The organism is Neobacillus sp. SuZ13, from assembly GCF_030123365.1.
Taxonomy (GTDB): domain Bacteria; phylum Bacillota; class Bacilli; order Bacillales; family Cytobacillaceae; genus Neobacillus.
Genome location: NZ_CP126107.1, coordinates 1,114,416 through 1,131,248, shown reverse-complemented (window position 1 = coordinate 1,131,248; position 16,833 = coordinate 1,114,416). Strand labels below are relative to the sequence as shown.

Sequence of the window (16,833 nt, the reverse complement as noted above, 5' to 3'; positions counted from 1 at the left end):
TTAACACCTCTATTTTTATTAATTGGGTGCGGGGGGACGGTTCTCATGCTTCGGAAGCATGAGAACCGTCTCTGGGCTTCCTTAAGCCCACCACATTTCCGATAATTGCTCTTTAAACAACGTTCCTTTTAACAGTGTAATTGCTTTCATTAAGCCTTCATCGATAGACGCCAACATATCTTCATGTTCAATGGAAACCACGTAATCATACCCTACTGCACGAAGTGTACTGATCATATCTTTCCACATTTTTTCGTTATGGCCATAGCCCACTGAGCGGAAGGTCCATGAGCGATCCAATACTTGACTGTAATGCTTCGTATCGAGAACACCATTCACCTTGATATTAGCTTGGTCTAAATAGGTATCTTTTGCATGGAAATGGAAGATCGCATTTTCACGGCCTAGTTTTTTTATGGCCTCAACTGGATCAATTCCTTGCCACACCAAATGACTTGGGTCAAAGTTAGCTCCGATGTTCGGTCCTGCATGTTCTCTTAGTTTTAGTAGTGTTTCCGGGTTATAGACAACAAATCCCGGATGCATTTCGAAAGCAATTTGATGAATCCCGTGCATTTCAGCGAATTTCGCTTCTTCTTTCCAGTACGGAATAACGATATCATTCCATTGCCATTCTAAAACTTCTGCATATTCTGGAGGCCAAGAGCAGGTCACCCAATTCGGAAACTTGGCACCCGGATGATCCCCTGGACATCCAGCGAAACCATTGATAACTGGTACCTCTAACTGTTCAGCCAGTAAAACCGTTTTTCTCCATACATCATGCGCCTCTTTGGCAGCCTTTACATTAGGATGTAGAGGGTTGCCATGGCAGCTTAGTCCACTGATGGTTAGTCCCCTGCTTTCAATCGCCCGTCGGAACGATTTGATTTTATCTGTATTCCCTAACAATTCATCGGGATTACAATGACTATTCCCCGGATAGTTACCGGTTCCTAACTCAACGGCCTCTACCCCTATTTGGGCTAATTTATCTAACATGGCTTCAAAAGGAAGATTTTGATATAGAACTGTAAACACACCTAATTTCACACTAAAGCCTCCTTATTTGCACTAACCTTCACCCATTTTTGCTGTTCATGGCTTTCTAAAATGGCATCGGTAATAGCCATCGAAATATGACCGTCTTCGAATGTAGCAAAATTAGCTTGATCCTTTAAAGGATCTTTACCATCACGAATGAACGTATAATAATTTAACATCATATTTTTCAGTGCATCTGGCCAGCCTTCGTTATGACCTCCTGGATGATGAATCGCTGATCTTGCTTCAGGTGCGAACAGTGCCGGATCGGCAAGAAGGATCTCATTCGGCTTATCTCTGTGCCCCATCCATAATTTTTCTGGCTCTTCTTGATTCCAGTAAGCAGAGCTCTTGCTGCCATCGATTTCAAAGCTTAAACGATTTTTTCGGCCTGCACTTACTTGTGAAACAGTGAAGACTCCTCTTGATCCATCTTCAAAACGAACTAGTACGGATGCATAGTCTTCTGTATTGATTGAAACATCTTCATATTCTACATCTTGAGTACTTTGTGTGCTGAAAGTGGCCACACTTCCAATTGCTTTCTTTCTAACTGGAATGACCGTTGCTAAATCAGCAAATACTTCTACAATCTTTTTACCGGTAACAAATTGAACGGTGTCACACCAATGAGACCCGATATCTGCTACTGCGCGAGATTTTCCGCCGACTTCCGGTGCTAAACGCCAGTTAAAATCCGTTTCATATAGTAACCAATCCTGCAAATAGCTTCCGTGAACCAAATTCACTTTCCCAAGGTCACCTTTAGCAATTTTAGCTCGCAGGTTTTGCACACTCGCATGCTGTCTGTAATTAAAGTTCACACCATGTACAACACCCTGTTTTTGAGCCAACGCCAACAATTCCGCTGATTCTTCACTATTCATCGCAAGCGGTTTCTCTGAGATCACATGTTTACCTGCTAAAATAATTTCTTTATTAATCGCAAAGTGCACATGGTTTGGGGTACAATTATGAACTACCTGAATTTCGCTGTCACGCAGCATTTCAAGGTAATCTCCATATGCTTTCGGAATTCCAAGTTCAGCTGCCTTTCTTTCCGCTTGTTCTTGACTCGTCTCGGCTAATGCTACGACTTCCACGAATCCAAGTCTTCTGATTGCTTCAATATGTGTCGGGCCAATGAAACCTGTCCCGATGATTCCTACTTTTATTTTTTCCATTTGTTTTCCGTCCTCCAATCGAACTTTTCGATTCACCCAAGAATGAGTAGAAGTCATCTGGTGTAATCGATTACACTAACTTACAAAAAAATATGTGTTTATTCCTAGAAAATATATAATTTATCTATCCTTCAAACCTCTATAAATGTAATGGATTACATTTTCGTCGAAAAAATTTGAATTTATTCATACTTTTAAATTAAGAAATAACCTTTCAGAATAAAATACCTTTTCACTTAGGACTAAAATATTTTACTCTTTTTTTCGACACCCTAATTGTAATCGATTACAGTATAGAATTCAATATTTTTTTAAAACTTCCTCGATTCTTTTTTAATCAGAATGATAAAAACTGATCTAGAACCAATAGAATGCTGGTCCCCTAACAATAAAAAACAAAAGGGGAGTGAACCATTATTAAGTTCACTCCCCTTTTGTTTTTCATTATTTTAATTCTAACAGGAATAGGCTAAACTACTCTTCTACGGTAAGTTCTTTGCACGATTCACGGACAATGAGTTTATCAGGAAGAATAAATTGATCTTTCTCTATTTCTTCATCTTTAATTAATTTTAACAGTAGACGCATCGCTTTTTGACCCATATCAAACGTTGGTTGTGCCACGGTTGTTAGAGCAGGTTCAAAAATCGATGCAAATTGAATATCATCAAAGCCAATAACAGATAAATCCTCTGGCACTCTTAAACCTTTAGATTTAGCGGCTTTAATGGCGCCCATAGCCATTTCATCATTACCGGCAAAAAGGGCTGTAGGAGGATTCTCTAGTGACAAAAATTTCATCATTAAATTAAATCCACTTTCAAAAGAAAATTCACCTTCCTGTACCAAACTTGGATCCACAGACAGGCCATGTTGCGCCATTGCTTGATGAAACCCCCTGCATCGATCTCGTCCAACTACAATATTCAAGGGTCCGGAAATATGTCCAATTCTCTTGTGGTTTAAGCTAATTAAATATTCAGTTGCCTTTCTTGCACTGCTAACATTATCAATGGAGACCGTAGGCAGCTTGGAACCCTCATAGTATTCACACGCCAATACTACAGGGTAATCCTGAGATAAATCTTCTAATATTTTTTGATCGGTCCTTGCAGTTAATAATATCAATCCATCTGCTTTTTTTTGACCTAATATCGTTAAAAAACTAGTTTCGCTTTCGACATCGTTTCGCGCATCTCCTAGAAGTACTTGATATCCGTTTTCGATGGCAATGGATTCAATTCCGCGCAGCACCGCAGAAAAGAAAGTATTGGTTATATCAGGAACCACCACTAGAATTGTTTTGGTTTCAGATCTTCTTAATTGTCTTGCCAGCATATTAGGCTGGTAATTTAATTTTTTTATGGCTTCTAAAACTTTTTCAGCTGTTTCTTTTTTTACAGTCCCTGCATTACTAATGACTCGGGATACTGTGGCCGTTGAAACATTTGCCATTTTTGCAACATCCGCAATTCTAACCATGTATTGCTTTCCCCTTCAGTGTTCGTTTACATTTATTGTAATCGATTACATAAGGAATTACAATAATTTTCGTAAATCAGCCATAAAACGGTATCATGTTTTTACACATCTCTATAGTTAGTAGACACAACACTTTTATTCCTTACCTTTTTTAAATCTTTAAGTTTATTGTCTGTAAAAACGACTATCCTTTTGCTTCAGCACCACTCTGGTTTAACGGAAGCAGTTAAACCAGGGTGCTTAGATGAATGGATTCCCTATGCAAACGCAAAAAGGCAATCCTTCTTTATGAAGAATTGCTCATGCCTGACTGGACTTTTTTTACGTGATATGAGAGTTAAATTTTTACCAAAAGTAGACTTCGACTGCTTATTTGACAAATAAGGAGTTTTTTTAATAAAAGAGGCTCTAGAATTTTGATCATCCTCTTAATTTTTCAGTTATAGTTATTTTGCCGCACCTTGGATAGACTTTGGTGCCTCTTGATGGTAAACGAGCTTCCAGGCATCTAATACATTTTCTTTCGTTACATTTAACGCAGGTACAGCTACATAGGCTGGCGCTTCTTTACTAAGTAAAGAATAACCCGCTAAAACCGCTTCTGAAATTCCTTGGTCATATGGCAACTGGGCACCTAGACCTTTAATTAAACCGTTTGATGCAATATCCAAAGCAACGTTTGTCCCTAAATCAATAGTCGTAATGACAAAATCCTTCTTTCCAGCGGTACGCGCTGCTGCCAAAGCACCTTCAGCTGGAACATCCCAAACGACAAACATTCCATCAAGATCACGATTTTTGGTCAGCATTCCAGATGCAACCTTCTCACCATCGTTAGGACCAATGATACCGCCTCGCTCAACTATTTTTATTTTAGGATATTTTTCTTTAATTGTTTTTTCAAAGGCTTCTGTTCGTTGTTTTGTTACGAAGTAATCAGCATCATGATAAATCACACCGATTTTTCCTTTTCCACCAAGCTTTTTCGCCATTATCTCTGCTGCCTGAACACCATTGCCATAGTTATCAGCAGACACTACGCTTACATAATCCTTGCCAGCTTCTAATCCGTTAGGTTTATTATCCATAAACACGACTTTCACTCCTGCATCTGCTGCTTTCTTAAAAGCGGAGGCAGTTGAAACAGGATCTACCGGGATACCAACGATAATATCTGGTTTTTTAGCTAAAACCGTTTCGATATCGGATACTTGTTTTTCAGCTTTGAACTGGGCATCTGTTACAGCAACCACTTGAATTCCCATTTTTGCAAAAGTTGCCTTTAAGCCATCGATTTGAGCGGTTGCCCAGTCATTCCCAGCATAGTGCATAACAATCGCAGCTTTGTAATTTCCTTCTTTGATCTTTTGTACTTCTTCTTCCGTAAGCTGCAATGTTTTTGCTGAAACAGCTGCTTCTCCCCCCGGACCTTTACTTAATATTTCTTGGTCAGGGATCTCTTGATTAATGGTGATTGGACCGGAAATGGCGGTTGTTTCTTCTGTTTTTGTTTCCTCTTTTGGGTTACTTCCGCTGCTAGTCTCACTTTGCTTGCCGCACCCGACAAGTACAATACTAGTAATAAATAGAATCATAGTCATAATAGATAGTAACTTTTTCATAATTAGCCCCCTTATATTTCTTGGAATTTTTGACTTTATACTTTTAAAAATTACTACAATCTTAAATAGTTTTATGAGAAATTCATCACCTCATTTGGATGTAATCGATTACATTTTAGTTGTTAAGAATTAGAATTACCTCTGTTTTACATAAACAAAAATGTAATCCATTACATAAAATATTCTTAGTTGTTATTCTACATTAAATTAATAGGATAGAAAATTAATAATTTTGCGGATAAAACTATATATTCTTGCGGCTTTTTGAAAAGGTACTTTTAAAAAAGAATTATTCTCTACCTACTATTCCATTCTTTCTATATTTCCCTGGCGGACTTCCTGTAATTTTTTTAAAAAGTAAATTAAAATAATTAGGATTCTCATATCCTATGATCGCGGCAATATCTCTCACAGAAAGGTCCGAATGCTTCAGTAAACGTTTTGCTTCCTGAATACGGCACTGGATTAGGTATTGTATGGGCGGCAGTCCTACCTCTTCTTTAAATACATGGGCCAAATGATAGGGACTAACATAAACTAAGTTTGCTAGTATATTTAGAGTCAACTCTTGACTAAAATTTTGTTCAATATATTTTCTTACTTTAAGGCTCATCTCAGAAATGGATGGCTCACGAGCAGTTTTTAGCAGTCGAGTGATTTTAATAATAACGGTTTGCAATATGGAGGTAATCACATCTTGATACTCGGAATGTTTCTTGTCATATTCACGTAAAATGGTTTGAAAATAATGCTTAATCTCGTCTTTTTCCTCCTGTAAACGTATAATAGTGTGATTACTGGAATCAATTAAACGCTGGTTTCCTTTTATAGGAACATTTAATAAACAAATGGAAATAGCCTTTAAAGGGCTTCCCGTACATGTTCTCACTACCACGGTACTAAATGGATTAAAAATGATCATATCCCCTTCTTGTCCAATAAAAGGTTTATCTTCAAAAATAAATTCTCCACACCCCTCTTGCATATAAAGAATTTCTATATAATTTGTCTCTCGATGTTCTTTAAACCAATTAGGACTAGTTTCATTGATTTCTTTGGCAGAGATAAACTGAAGAGTATTTAATAAAATAGAGGACTTTCCCATGTTGTATCTCCCCTTTTACTTAATAATCACCTTGCAAATACAGGGTGAACCAGCAGCACTTACCGCCTGTGTTTCACCCCGAAGCCTCACTTGCCTATACAATTAGTAAATTAATCACTTACTCCCAGCCAATTTCCTTTAATTTGTCTTTCAAGTAAGTAATAGATTCTTTTGCAAACCAATCCGGTTCAGATGCTCTAGAATTGAATCCAACTTCCATTGCTAGATATCCATCATAATTAATATCTTTTAAGGCTCTCAATACCGAATCATAATCACATTTTCCTTTACCAGGAGGCAGACGGTCGCTGTCTGCGATATGAACATGATGAAGCTTGTCTTTCATGCGGTATACATAATCACTGGCAACTTCATTTCTGTACAATGCATGGAATGTATCAAACATGACCTTAACATTATCCATTCCTGATTGCTCTGCTAAGAGAAGGGCGTCATCAGCGGTTTCGATTAAGTTACTGTCTGCAGGAGTTGGTTCAACTACAAGCGTCACACCAAGGTCCTTTGCATATTTGGCAACTTCGATTAAGCCTTCTAAACTGTAGTTCCAAGCTTCCTGTTGCGAGGTTCCATAAACGACCCAGCCGGCAATCCACATGACTGTTGGGCATTCCCATTCAGACGCTAAACGAACAACTTCTTTATAATGATTGATTGTAAATTCTCTTTCTTCCTTTAATGGAGAGCTTGGGTTCATCCCTGGACCGCCGCCAGGTGCTGGAAGCATAGATGAAACCTTTAAGTTCTTTTCCTTGAGTAATTTTTTGATTTCTTGTCTTCTTTCAGCTGACAAATAATCCGGCCATGCATGTGGGGCAGCACAGCCGATTTCTATTGCATCGTAACCAAAAGAGGAAAGACGGTTGATGACTTCTTCTAATGGATAAGAAGAAAGCCAGTTTGGAAAACTACTATATACCCATGTATTGAATGAAATACCTTTCATTGTGAACAGCTCCTTATAATTAATTGTTGCTTTAAGTCAGTTAGGTAGCCATCCTCCAGTGCGCCACCTTATCCGACAGTAAAAGCAACCTATCCATTTATGCGCCAGTTGAGACAGCTTATCCGCCAGTAAAGCCATCCTCCCAGGCGCTTATTTACTTATTCCCAAACAAAAACAGCTTTCTCAGTCTTTCTTTCATCAAACATACGGAAAGCTGTTTCCGCTTCTTCCAATTTAAATTGGTGAGTAACCAACTTTTCTACAGGCAGATTTTTTCTAACAATAAACTCCGTAATTTCATCAAATTCTTGAATTGGGAAGTACCAAGAACCCATTACAGAAATCTGTTTTCGAATTAATTGCGCACTTGGTTTGATTGTTGTCTCTTTACTTTCGCCGATAAAAGCGACCCGTCCATGTGCTCTCACGCAATCTAATGCATCATTCTCTCCGTAAGGGCTTCCGGAACAATCAATCGCAGCATCTGCACCAAGACCCTTTGTAATACGAGCGATTTCTTCTTGAACATTCATTGTTTTACCATTGATGGTATAATCCGCACCCAATTCCTTCGCAAGCTCCAAGCGCTCATCCAGCATATCAACAGCAATAACGGTTGCTCCTAATCCTTTAGCGATCATCACACCAGCGCCGCCCATAGGTCCCATTCCAAAAATAACCAGGTAGTCTCTTCCTGAAATACCTAATCTCTTTTGCGCGTGGTAAAGGGTTCCAACAGCGTCTGTTGAAACAGCAGCCGTTACGAAACTCATGCTATCTGGCAATCTCATACAGTTTTCAGCTGGAACGACCATGTACTCTGCGTCACCGCCGTGAGAGTCAAAGCCGATACATTTAAATTCTTTACAGAACATTTTGTAGCCGCTCTTACAATGTGCACATTCACCACATCCAAGAGCTAAGTAAACAGCAACTCGGTCACCCGCTTTGTAATTGGAAACCCCAGCTCCTACTTCTGTGATAACTCCTGCAGGTTCATGCCCTGGTACCGTGCATCCGCATTTTGTTCCTTCAAAAACGGAAGTTCCATAATATAAGCTCATATCGCTTCGGCAGATCGCTGATGCTTTTAACTGAACTAATACTTCCCCTTGGCCAGGCGTTGGAATTTCAACCTGGCGAATCTCTACCTTTTTATCTCCTGGAAAAAATACAGCATTCATTGTTGTCATTGTACTGCCTCCAATCATTCATCATTAATTTTGAAAAACAATTATCCTATCATATTTCCTTGAAATGAGCTGCGGGAGGGAACAGCCCCTCCCTTTGTAAGCAAGAGAACCGTCCCCATGCTTCCAAAAAATTAAGCCCACCACATCTCGGTAATTTTCTCCTTGAAAATGGCCCCTTTTAAGAGAGTAATAGCTTTGCATAGTCCCTCGTCGGTGGAAGCAAGCATATCTTCATGTTCGATGGAAATAACATAATCGTATCCGACTGCTCGAAGGGCACTTACTATGTCTTTCCACATTTTTTCGTCCGAGCCGTATCCGACTGATCTAAATGTCCAAGAGCGGTCTAAAATTTGGCTATAATGCTTTGTATCTAAAACACCATTAATCTTGATATTTGCTTGATCTAAATAAGTGTCCTTCGCATGGAAATGGAAAATCGCATTTTCCCTGCCAAGGTTTTTGATGGCCTCGACCGGGTCAATTCCTTGCCAAACAAGGTGGCTCGGATCAAAGTTTGCACCAATGTTTTCGCCGGCATGCTCTCTTAACTTTAGTAGAGTTTCAGGATTATAAACTACAAATCCTGGGTGCATTTCAAAAGCAATTTGCTGAATGCCATGCTCTTTCGCGAATTTTGCTTCCTCTTTCCAATAAGGAATAACGACTTCGTTCCATTGCCAGTTCAGCACTTCTAAATATTCCGGAGGCCATGAGCATGTAACCCAGTTTGGATTTTTTGCACTTATATGATCACCCGGACAGCCGGAGAAGCCATTGATAACAGGAACTTCCAAAAGTTCTGCAAGTAATACCGTTTTTCGCCAAACGTCATGTGACTCTTGAGCAATGTTTACATTTGGATGAAGCGGGTTACCGTGGCAGCTTAAGCCGCTGATCGTTAATCCCCTAGTTTCAAGTGCTCTTAGGAATGATTTTCTTTTTTCAGGAGATTCAAGCAATTCATCCGGATTACAGTGATGATTGCCGGGATAATTCCCTGTCCCCAATTCAACGGCCTCCACACCCATGGCTGCCAGTTTATCCAACATTTCTTCAAAAGGCAGGTTCTGATACAAGGGGGTAAATACACCTATTTTCACGCAAGTACCTCCTTGCTAGCCTGAACCTTCACCCATTTCTGCTGCTGGTTACTTTCTAAGATTGCGTCTGTGATACACATCGAAAGGTGCCCGTCTGCAAATGTCGCAAAATTAGGCCTGTCTGTTTTCAGGCTTTTGCCATCGCGAACAAACGAGTAGAAATTCAACATCATATTTTTCAAAGCATCTGGCCAGCCTTCATTATGCCCTCCAGGATGATGAATAGTAGACCTTGCCTCTGGCGAAAACAACGCCGGATCCGCTAATAGAACTTCATTTGCTTTATCCCGGTGCCCGATCCATAGCTTCTCTGGTTCTTCCTGGTTCCAGAATATTGAAGCTTGACTTCCATTTATCTCAAAGCTTAATCTATTTTTGCGTCCCGCACTGACTTGAGATACAGTAAAGACTCCTCTAGATCCATCCTCAAACCGGACAAGCACAGATGCATAATCTTCTGTATTAATTGGTACATCTTCATATTTCATATCTTCCGACGTCTGTGCCCCAAAAGTAGCTACGTTTCCTGTCGGTCTCTTTCTTACTGGAACAACAGTTGCTAAATCGGCAAAAACTTCGACAATCCTTTTGCCTGTTACAAATTGGACGGTATCACACCAATGGGAACCAATGTCCGCTACTGCGCGTGACTTTCCGCCTACTTCCGGCGCCAAACGCCAGTTATAGTCTGTTTCATATAATAACCAGTCCTGCAAGTAGCTTCCGTGAACCAAGTTTACTTTCCCAAGATCACCTTCAGTGATTTTCGCTTTTAAGTTTTGTACACTCGCATGCTGTCTGTAATTAAAGTTTACCGCATGGATGACGCCTTGTTTTTCTGCTAATTCTAACAATTCTGCTGATTCATCACTGTTCATAGCCAGTGGTTTCTCTGAGACAACATGCTTTCCAGCTAAAATAATCTCTTTATTAATGGCAAAATGAAGATGATTTGGTGTGCAATTGTGCACGACCTGGATTTCGCTGTCTTTCAGCATTTCTCGGTAATCACCAAAGGCCTTCGGAATTCCAAGCTCAGCTGCCTTTTTTTCAGCCATTTCTAGACTAGTTTCCGCCAAACCAGCTACTTCAACAAAGCCAAGCCTTCTGATGGCTTCTATGTGAGTCGGCCCGATAAAACCAGTACCGATAATACCAACTTTAATCTTCTCCACCTTTCTTCCTCCTGTTCAAAAGTTGATCGTGTTGTTCAAGGATGCAAATTTATAGACCTTATAGGGTCATTCCGCTTTTTTGAAAAGAATTCCGCCGCTTTTATCATTAATTACGACAATTTCCGAGGAAATTCTGCCAGTTTTATCATTAATTCCGTCTATTTGTGGAGGAATTCCCCGGAACTTAATATAATTCCGCGGAAATCTCTATTAAAATTATCGTTTCATCGCTTTCTTACCAAATGCCACCGCCAAGATAATGATAATTCCTTTGATAATCATTTGCTGGCTGACATCAAGACCCATGATAATCAAACCATTGTTGATCGTACCAATCATTAGGGAACCAACAATCGTTCCGATGATTGTTCCTACACCGCCAAACAAGCTTGTCCCACCAAGGATAACGGCAGCAATAACAGAAAGCTCATCCCCTTCACCGAAAGAAAAACGTCCGGCATTCATACGGCCCGCATAAAGGAGACCAGCTAAACCAGCCATTAAACCAGTTGCAAGGAATACCATTAGCTTGATCTTCATTGTCTTAACGCCAGAGAATCTTGCAGCATTTTCATTTCCGCCTGTTGCTAATACCTGACGGCCAAATGATGTCTTACGAAGTAATATATGGGCAATCACTGTAAATACTAAAGTCCAAATAAGTAAAACTGGAATCGGACCAATGTCCCCTGAACCAAAGATGAAATTGAAATTTGCGTCTACAATCGGAACTGGAGCAGTATCTGTAACCCACATCGCAGCACCTTTAATGGCTCCCATCGTTCCCAGGGTTACCAAGAAGGATGGAATCGCTACTTTTGTTACAAGCAGACCATTGATTAATCCAACCACAAGACCAGTACCAACACCGCCTATAAGTCCACCAATGATGCCATAACCAGCTTGGATGGCTAATGCACCTACCAGAGAAGAAAGGGCAGCGATGGAACCGACAGAAAGGTCGATTTCTCCTGTACTAATAACAAATGTCATTGCTAACGCCATCAAAGAAATCGTCGCTGTTTGTCTAACAATGTTTAATAAGTTCCCTGAAGTTAAAAACCCTTCATCACTTAAGCTGATAGAAAAATAGATTAATACACCCACGAAGGCAAAATAGACAATATAATTACGCCACTCGAATCCTTTCAACGCAGGAGTTGCTGGCTTTTGAATACTAGAAACCTTGGATTGCATATTGTAATTCCTCCTCTGATTTAATCTCCCTGCGGGTCAGTTCCTTTTTGATTTTCCCATCATGCATGACGATCACACGGTCACTCAAAGCAAGCAATTCTGGGAGCTCGGAGGAAACCACAAGGATCGCCTTGCCGTTTTCGGCCATGGCTCTAATAATCTCCACAATTTCCGTTTTTGCACCAATATCCACACCAATTGTTGGTTCATCCAACATCAAGACAGTAGGGTCGTTCGCCAGCCATTTGGCTAGAACGATTTTTTGCTGATTACCGCCCGATAACAACCCGGCCTTTTTAAAAATATTATCTGTTTTAATATTTAACATCCTTACAAATTCATTACTAATCTCATTTGACTTCTTACTATCAATAAAAGCTCCTTTTTTCACCTTCGAAAGAATTGGAAGAATCATATTATCCTTGACACTATGTTCAAGAACCAATCCTTGCATCCGGCGGTCCTCCGGAATCAGTGCAAGTCCGGCTTCTATCGCATTCTTTGGATTCTTAATGGATTGTTTTTGACCATTGATGTAGATGTCTCCACTCTTAATTGGGTCAATCCCAAAGAGATTTCGAAGTAATTCCGTCCGGCCGCTTCCCATTAACCCGGCAATTCCGACAATTTCACCCGGCTGAATTTTTAGATTAATATCTTGGACATGTTCGGCATTTAAGTTTCTTACTTCAAAAATCGGCGGCACGTCCGTTGCGTAGAAACGTTCTTTCCATTCAAACGCTTGGTCAAATTGCATACCGACAATATGTGAAATTACAGTATCAAGATCGGTTTCACTGCATTTTTCTGTTGTGATATATCGGCCATCACGCATAATCGTGATTCGATCACATATTTCAAAGATTTCATCCATCCGGTGAGAAATATAGATAATGGAATAACCTTTTGCTTTCAATTTGTTAATAAAACTAAAGAGTACTTCCGTTTCATTTTTGGTTAAGGACGAGGTTGGCTCATCCATAATCAGAATCTTTGCTTCTTGTGAAAGTGCTTTGGCAATTTCCGTCATCTGCCAATAGCCAACCCCCAAGTTTTGAACTACATCATTTGGTCTAATATCTACGCCTAATTCTTCTAGCAATTTTTCTGTTTTCTTTTCACAATCCTTATCATCGAGCAGCCCTAATGATGTTTTCTTCTCACGAGTAAGATAGATGTTTTGGGCGACGGTAAGGGTAGGAATTAAACTAAACTCTTGGAAAATCATCGATATATTATTCTTTTGAGCATCATCATAACTTTTAATGCTTACTGGTTTTCCTTCAATTAAAATCTCACCGCTGTCTGCAGAGTATACGCCTGTGAGGATTTTCATTAACGTCGATTTCCCGGCACCATTTCCCCCCATCAAGGCGTGAACTTCACCTTTTTTGACGGAAAAATGGACATCGTTTAAAACGGTAATCCCATTAAAAGCTTTATTAATACCTCTCATTTCGAGAATCGGTTGTTCCATCCAAGTTCACCTTCTTTTTATGTTAGAGGCTGCTTTCAAAAGCAGCCTCTATCCTTTTTTTAAAATTATTTCATCGCATTTTTTACTGTGTCAGGAGCCTCTGTTCCGTAGATTAACTTCCATTCATCTAATACATTCTCTTTCGTAACTTTGATGGATGGTGAAGCAACATAAGCTGGTGCTTCTTTTCCTAATAAGGCATAGCCGGCAAGGATTGCTTGAGCTACACCTTGGTCATATGGCAGCTGTGCTCCAAGACCTTTAACAATTCCATCTTGTGCAATGGAGATTGCTACGTTTGTACCTAAGTCAACTGTTGTAACAACTAGGTCATCCCTGCCAGCCGTTCTTGCTGCAGCCATAACACCTTCAGCCGGTACATCCCATGGAGCGAAGATACCATCAATATCATGGTGTCTTGTCAACATAGCAGATGCTACTTCTTCTGCCTGATTTGGACCAGTAATCCCACTTTTTGCGACAATCTCAATATTTGGATATTTTTCTTTGATTCTTTTTTCAAAAGCATCAGAACGGTTTTTGGTTACAAAGAAGTTTACATCGTGATACACAATGCCGACTTTACCCTTTCCGCCAAGTTTTTCAGCCATTATGTCTGCTGCGGTTGCTCCGTTACCCATGTTGTCACCAGACACAATACTGATGTAATCTTTACCTGCAACTAAACCTTGTGCAGCACCATCCATAAATACTAACTTTACGCCTTGGGCAACAGCCTTTTTATAAGCTGGTGCAGTAGATACGGCATCAACTGGAACAGAAATCATAATGTCCGGCTTTTTCGCTAAAACGGTTTCGATATCATTTACTTGCTTCTCCGCTTTGAACTGTGCATCTGTTACAGCAACGATCTTGATGCCCATCTTCTTAAATGTATCCTTCATCGCACCAACTGCGGCATTCATATAGTCAGTACCAGAGTAGTGCATAACAATCGCCGCTTTATATTTACCTTCTTTAATCTTCTTTAGCTCATCTTCCGTAAGCTGCAATGTCTTAGCTGAAACGGCCTGTTCTCCGTTCGGCCCTTTATCTTGTACCGCTAAATCAGGAATCTTCGGATTGATCGTTAATGGACCTGAAGCTGTTTCTGAGTAGTTTTCATTCTTTTTCGTGCTCGCTTGTTCAGATGTAGATTTTTTTCCGCCACACCCTGCAAGAAAAACACTTAAAACAAGTAACAGTAAAACTGTAATAGAAAAACTCTTTTTCATTTGATTACCTCCACTATAGTAGTTATTTAGTTGAAGCTCGTTATTTGTCGGTACCACCTTAAAATCTATAAGTGTGGCACCACCCCCTTTTCATAAATGTAAGCTTAATAGAATATTACTAGTAATGGATTACATTCATTTAAGTTATAAAACCAGGCTTCTATGGGCTTCAAAAAATGTAATTGATTACATTTTTTTCTAAAAAATTTTCGCATACTGCTGACATGACTGTCTTTCAATCAACTGGTTAGCTAAAAACATTTGCTCGTGTTTGATTTCCTCTTTGTTGATGAGCCTCAATAATAATTCCGCCACTTTCTCACCAATTTCAAACGCTGGCTGGGCAATCGTTGTCAGACCTGGTTCGAATATGGACGAGAATTTCAGATTTTCAAAACCGAGAACCGAAATATCCTCTGGCACCTTAAGCCCCTTAGATTTAATGGCTTTAATGACTCCCATTGCCATTTCATCATTGGCAGCGAAGATCGCAGATGGGAGTTGACCAATGGCAAAAAACTTCATCATAAGGTTAAAACCGCTTTCAAAAGAGAAATCACCTTCCTGGACTAACACAGGATCCACGATAAGGTTGTTGCTCGACATTGCTTGATAGAATCCTTTGAGACGGTCTCGGTTCAAGACACTATTGAGAGGTCCAATAATGCAGCCAATTCTTTCGTGTCCCAAATCGATTAAATATTCCGTTGCTTTTCTGGCACCGCTTATGTTATCAATCGAAACAGTTGTGATGTTGGAACCTTCCATATACTCACACGCAAGGACCAACGGAAATCTTTGGGCCGCCTCTTCAACGATTGCTACATCAGTTTTGGCAGTTAATAAAGCCATTCCATCTGCTTTTTTTTGATGCAAAAGGTTTAAAAACCACTTTTCTCGTTCCAGATCATTGCCTGTATCGCCGAGTATAACTTGATATCCATTTGTAACCGCTACTGCTTCAATCCCCCTAAACACCTTTGAAAAAAACGGATTTGTAATGTCAGGCACAACAACTAGAATGGTTTTAGCAGAAACAATTTCCTTCTTTGCTACATCTACAATCCCTACCATCTTTGTTTTTTGTCCTTTCCTGTTTCTATATTCGAATTGTAATCGATTACAAAATTGTCGTCTAATCATCTTCCGACAAGGTTTTTTTCCAATTGAAATCGTTTTCTATCCTTTTGGACACAATCATCGTTCATTCGGACAATAAAATCATAAATTTTTTAAAAAAACAAAAAATTGAGGTCCGGTAAACCCGGACCTCACAGCGATTTATTTTTTTGTAATTCTGCTAACTTATTCTTGGAAACTTTTGCTATTTCCTCATAATTTTTAAAATATGCTTTGTACGTTTGCCCTGCCGTTTCAATCCTCTTTAAATATTGCAAATTAATAATATAGGAACGATGGGAGGCTACAAAACGGGAATCAAGGAGTTCTTCAAGATTCGTTAACGCCTCATTTACCTCTATTTTTTGATCAATTGTATGGATGACGGCCTTTCGGTCCGCTCGTTCAATAAAAATAATGTCATCTAACGGTATAAAAGAAAACTGATTGGACTGTTTAACCATTAAATCCTTCTTAACTGTTGGGCGCTCGCTTTCCGCTGGAGTCTTAGCAAGTGCAGCTGCTCGTCCTAACGCTGCATAAAGACGGTCACGGTCAATAGGTTTGACAATGTAATCGATTGCATTTACACTAAAAGCTTCTAAGGCAAACTCATCATGCCCAGTGATAAAGATAACTTGTAATGACGGGACTACTTTTTTACAAGATTTCACCGCTTCCATCCCATTCAACAATGGCATATTAATATCAACCAAAATGATGTCTGGTTTTTCTATCATCACCTTGCAAATTAAATCCTCACCATTAACGGCTTCTCCAACCATTTCATAACTCTGCAAAGGTTTAATGAGATGCTTCAATAGTTTTCTCGATGGTGCATGGTCCTCTGCAATTAAAACTCTCAAAAGATCACCTCATATTAAAAGCTTCTATTTAGTGGAACATTAATATAAAAATTAATAGATAACATAC

General features: G+C 39.6%; 14 protein-coding genes. All 14 read right to left on the bottom strand.

The window, feature by feature from the left end; all coding sequences use genetic code 11:
* Positions 1 to 81: 81 nt before the first annotated feature.
* Positions 82 to 1,053: a sugar phosphate isomerase/epimerase family protein gene (locus tag QNH17_RS05355; protein WP_283877756.1), complete on the bottom strand. Its 972-nt coding sequence runs from the start codon at positions 1,051 to 1,053 to the stop codon at positions 82 to 84.
* Entirely contained in the window at positions 1,050 to 2,285 is a 1,236-nt protein-coding gene (locus QNH17_RS05350; RefSeq protein ID WP_283877755.1) for a Gfo/Idh/MocA family protein, read from the bottom strand. Before QNH17_RS05350 ends, QNH17_RS05355 begins: the two co-directional genes overlap by 4 nt.
* Before the next feature lie 417 nt (positions 2,286 to 2,702).
* Positions 2,703 to 3,710, bottom strand: coding sequence for a LacI family DNA-binding transcriptional regulator (locus tag QNH17_RS05345; protein ID WP_283877754.1), 1,008 nt, complete (start codon positions 3,708 to 3,710; stop codon positions 2,703 to 2,705).
* Positions 3,711 to 4,156: 446 nt separating this feature from the next.
* Entirely contained in the window at positions 4,157 to 5,332 is a 1,176-nt protein-coding gene (locus QNH17_RS05340; protein ID WP_283877753.1) for a substrate-binding domain-containing protein, read from the bottom strand.
* A 289-nt stretch (positions 5,333 to 5,621) separates the two neighbouring features.
* Positions 5,622 to 6,437, bottom strand: coding sequence for an AraC family transcriptional regulator (locus QNH17_RS05335; RefSeq protein WP_283877752.1), 816 nt, complete (start codon positions 6,435 to 6,437; stop codon positions 5,622 to 5,624).
* A 118-nt stretch (positions 6,438 to 6,555) separates the two neighbouring features.
* Positions 6,556 to 7,401, bottom strand: a complete 846-nt coding sequence (locus QNH17_RS05330; protein ID WP_283877751.1) for a sugar phosphate isomerase/epimerase family protein — start codon at positions 7,399 to 7,401, stop codon at positions 6,556 to 6,558.
* Between the two features lie 158 nt (positions 7,402 to 7,559).
* Positions 7,560 to 8,594 carry a zinc-dependent alcohol dehydrogenase family protein gene (locus QNH17_RS05325; RefSeq protein WP_283877750.1) on the bottom strand — a complete coding sequence of 345 codons (1,035 nt, stop codon included), beginning with the start codon at positions 8,592 to 8,594 and terminating at the stop codon, positions 7,560 to 7,562.
* Positions 8,595 to 8,725: 131 nt separating this feature from the next.
* Positions 8,726 to 9,697 carry a sugar phosphate isomerase/epimerase family protein gene (locus QNH17_RS05320; RefSeq protein ID WP_283877749.1) on the bottom strand — a complete coding sequence of 324 codons (972 nt, stop codon included), beginning with the start codon at positions 9,695 to 9,697 and terminating at the stop codon, positions 8,726 to 8,728.
* Entirely contained in the window at positions 9,694 to 10,872 is a 1,179-nt protein-coding gene (locus tag QNH17_RS05315; protein ID WP_283877748.1) for a Gfo/Idh/MocA family protein, read from the bottom strand. Before QNH17_RS05315 ends, QNH17_RS05320 begins: the two co-directional genes overlap by 4 nt.
* Positions 10,873 to 11,088: 216 nt before the next feature.
* Complete coding sequence (locus QNH17_RS05310) at positions 11,089 to 12,069, bottom strand: ABC transporter permease (RefSeq protein WP_098575672.1); 981 nt, start codon at positions 12,067 to 12,069, stop codon at positions 11,089 to 11,091.
* Positions 12,050 to 13,546: a sugar ABC transporter ATP-binding protein gene (locus QNH17_RS05305; RefSeq protein ID WP_283877747.1), complete on the bottom strand. Its 1,497-nt coding sequence runs from the start codon at positions 13,544 to 13,546 to the stop codon at positions 12,050 to 12,052. The genes QNH17_RS05310 and QNH17_RS05305 overlap by 20 nt, the downstream gene beginning before the upstream one ends.
* A 65-nt stretch (positions 13,547 to 13,611) precedes the next feature.
* Positions 13,612 to 14,781, bottom strand: coding sequence for a substrate-binding domain-containing protein (locus QNH17_RS05300; RefSeq protein WP_283877746.1), 1,170 nt, complete (start codon positions 14,779 to 14,781; stop codon positions 13,612 to 13,614).
* Between the two features lie 198 nt (positions 14,782 to 14,979).
* Positions 14,980 to 15,855 carry a substrate-binding domain-containing protein gene (locus QNH17_RS05295; RefSeq protein ID WP_283877745.1) on the bottom strand — a complete coding sequence of 292 codons (876 nt, stop codon included), beginning with the start codon at positions 15,853 to 15,855 and terminating at the stop codon, positions 14,980 to 14,982.
* Positions 15,856 to 16,052: 197 nt separating this feature from the next.
* A complete protein-coding gene (locus QNH17_RS05290; RefSeq protein ID WP_283877744.1) occupies positions 16,053 to 16,766 on the bottom strand; it encodes a LytR/AlgR family response regulator transcription factor in 714 nt (237 codons plus the stop codon).
* Positions 16,767 to 16,833: the final 67 nt, after the last annotated feature.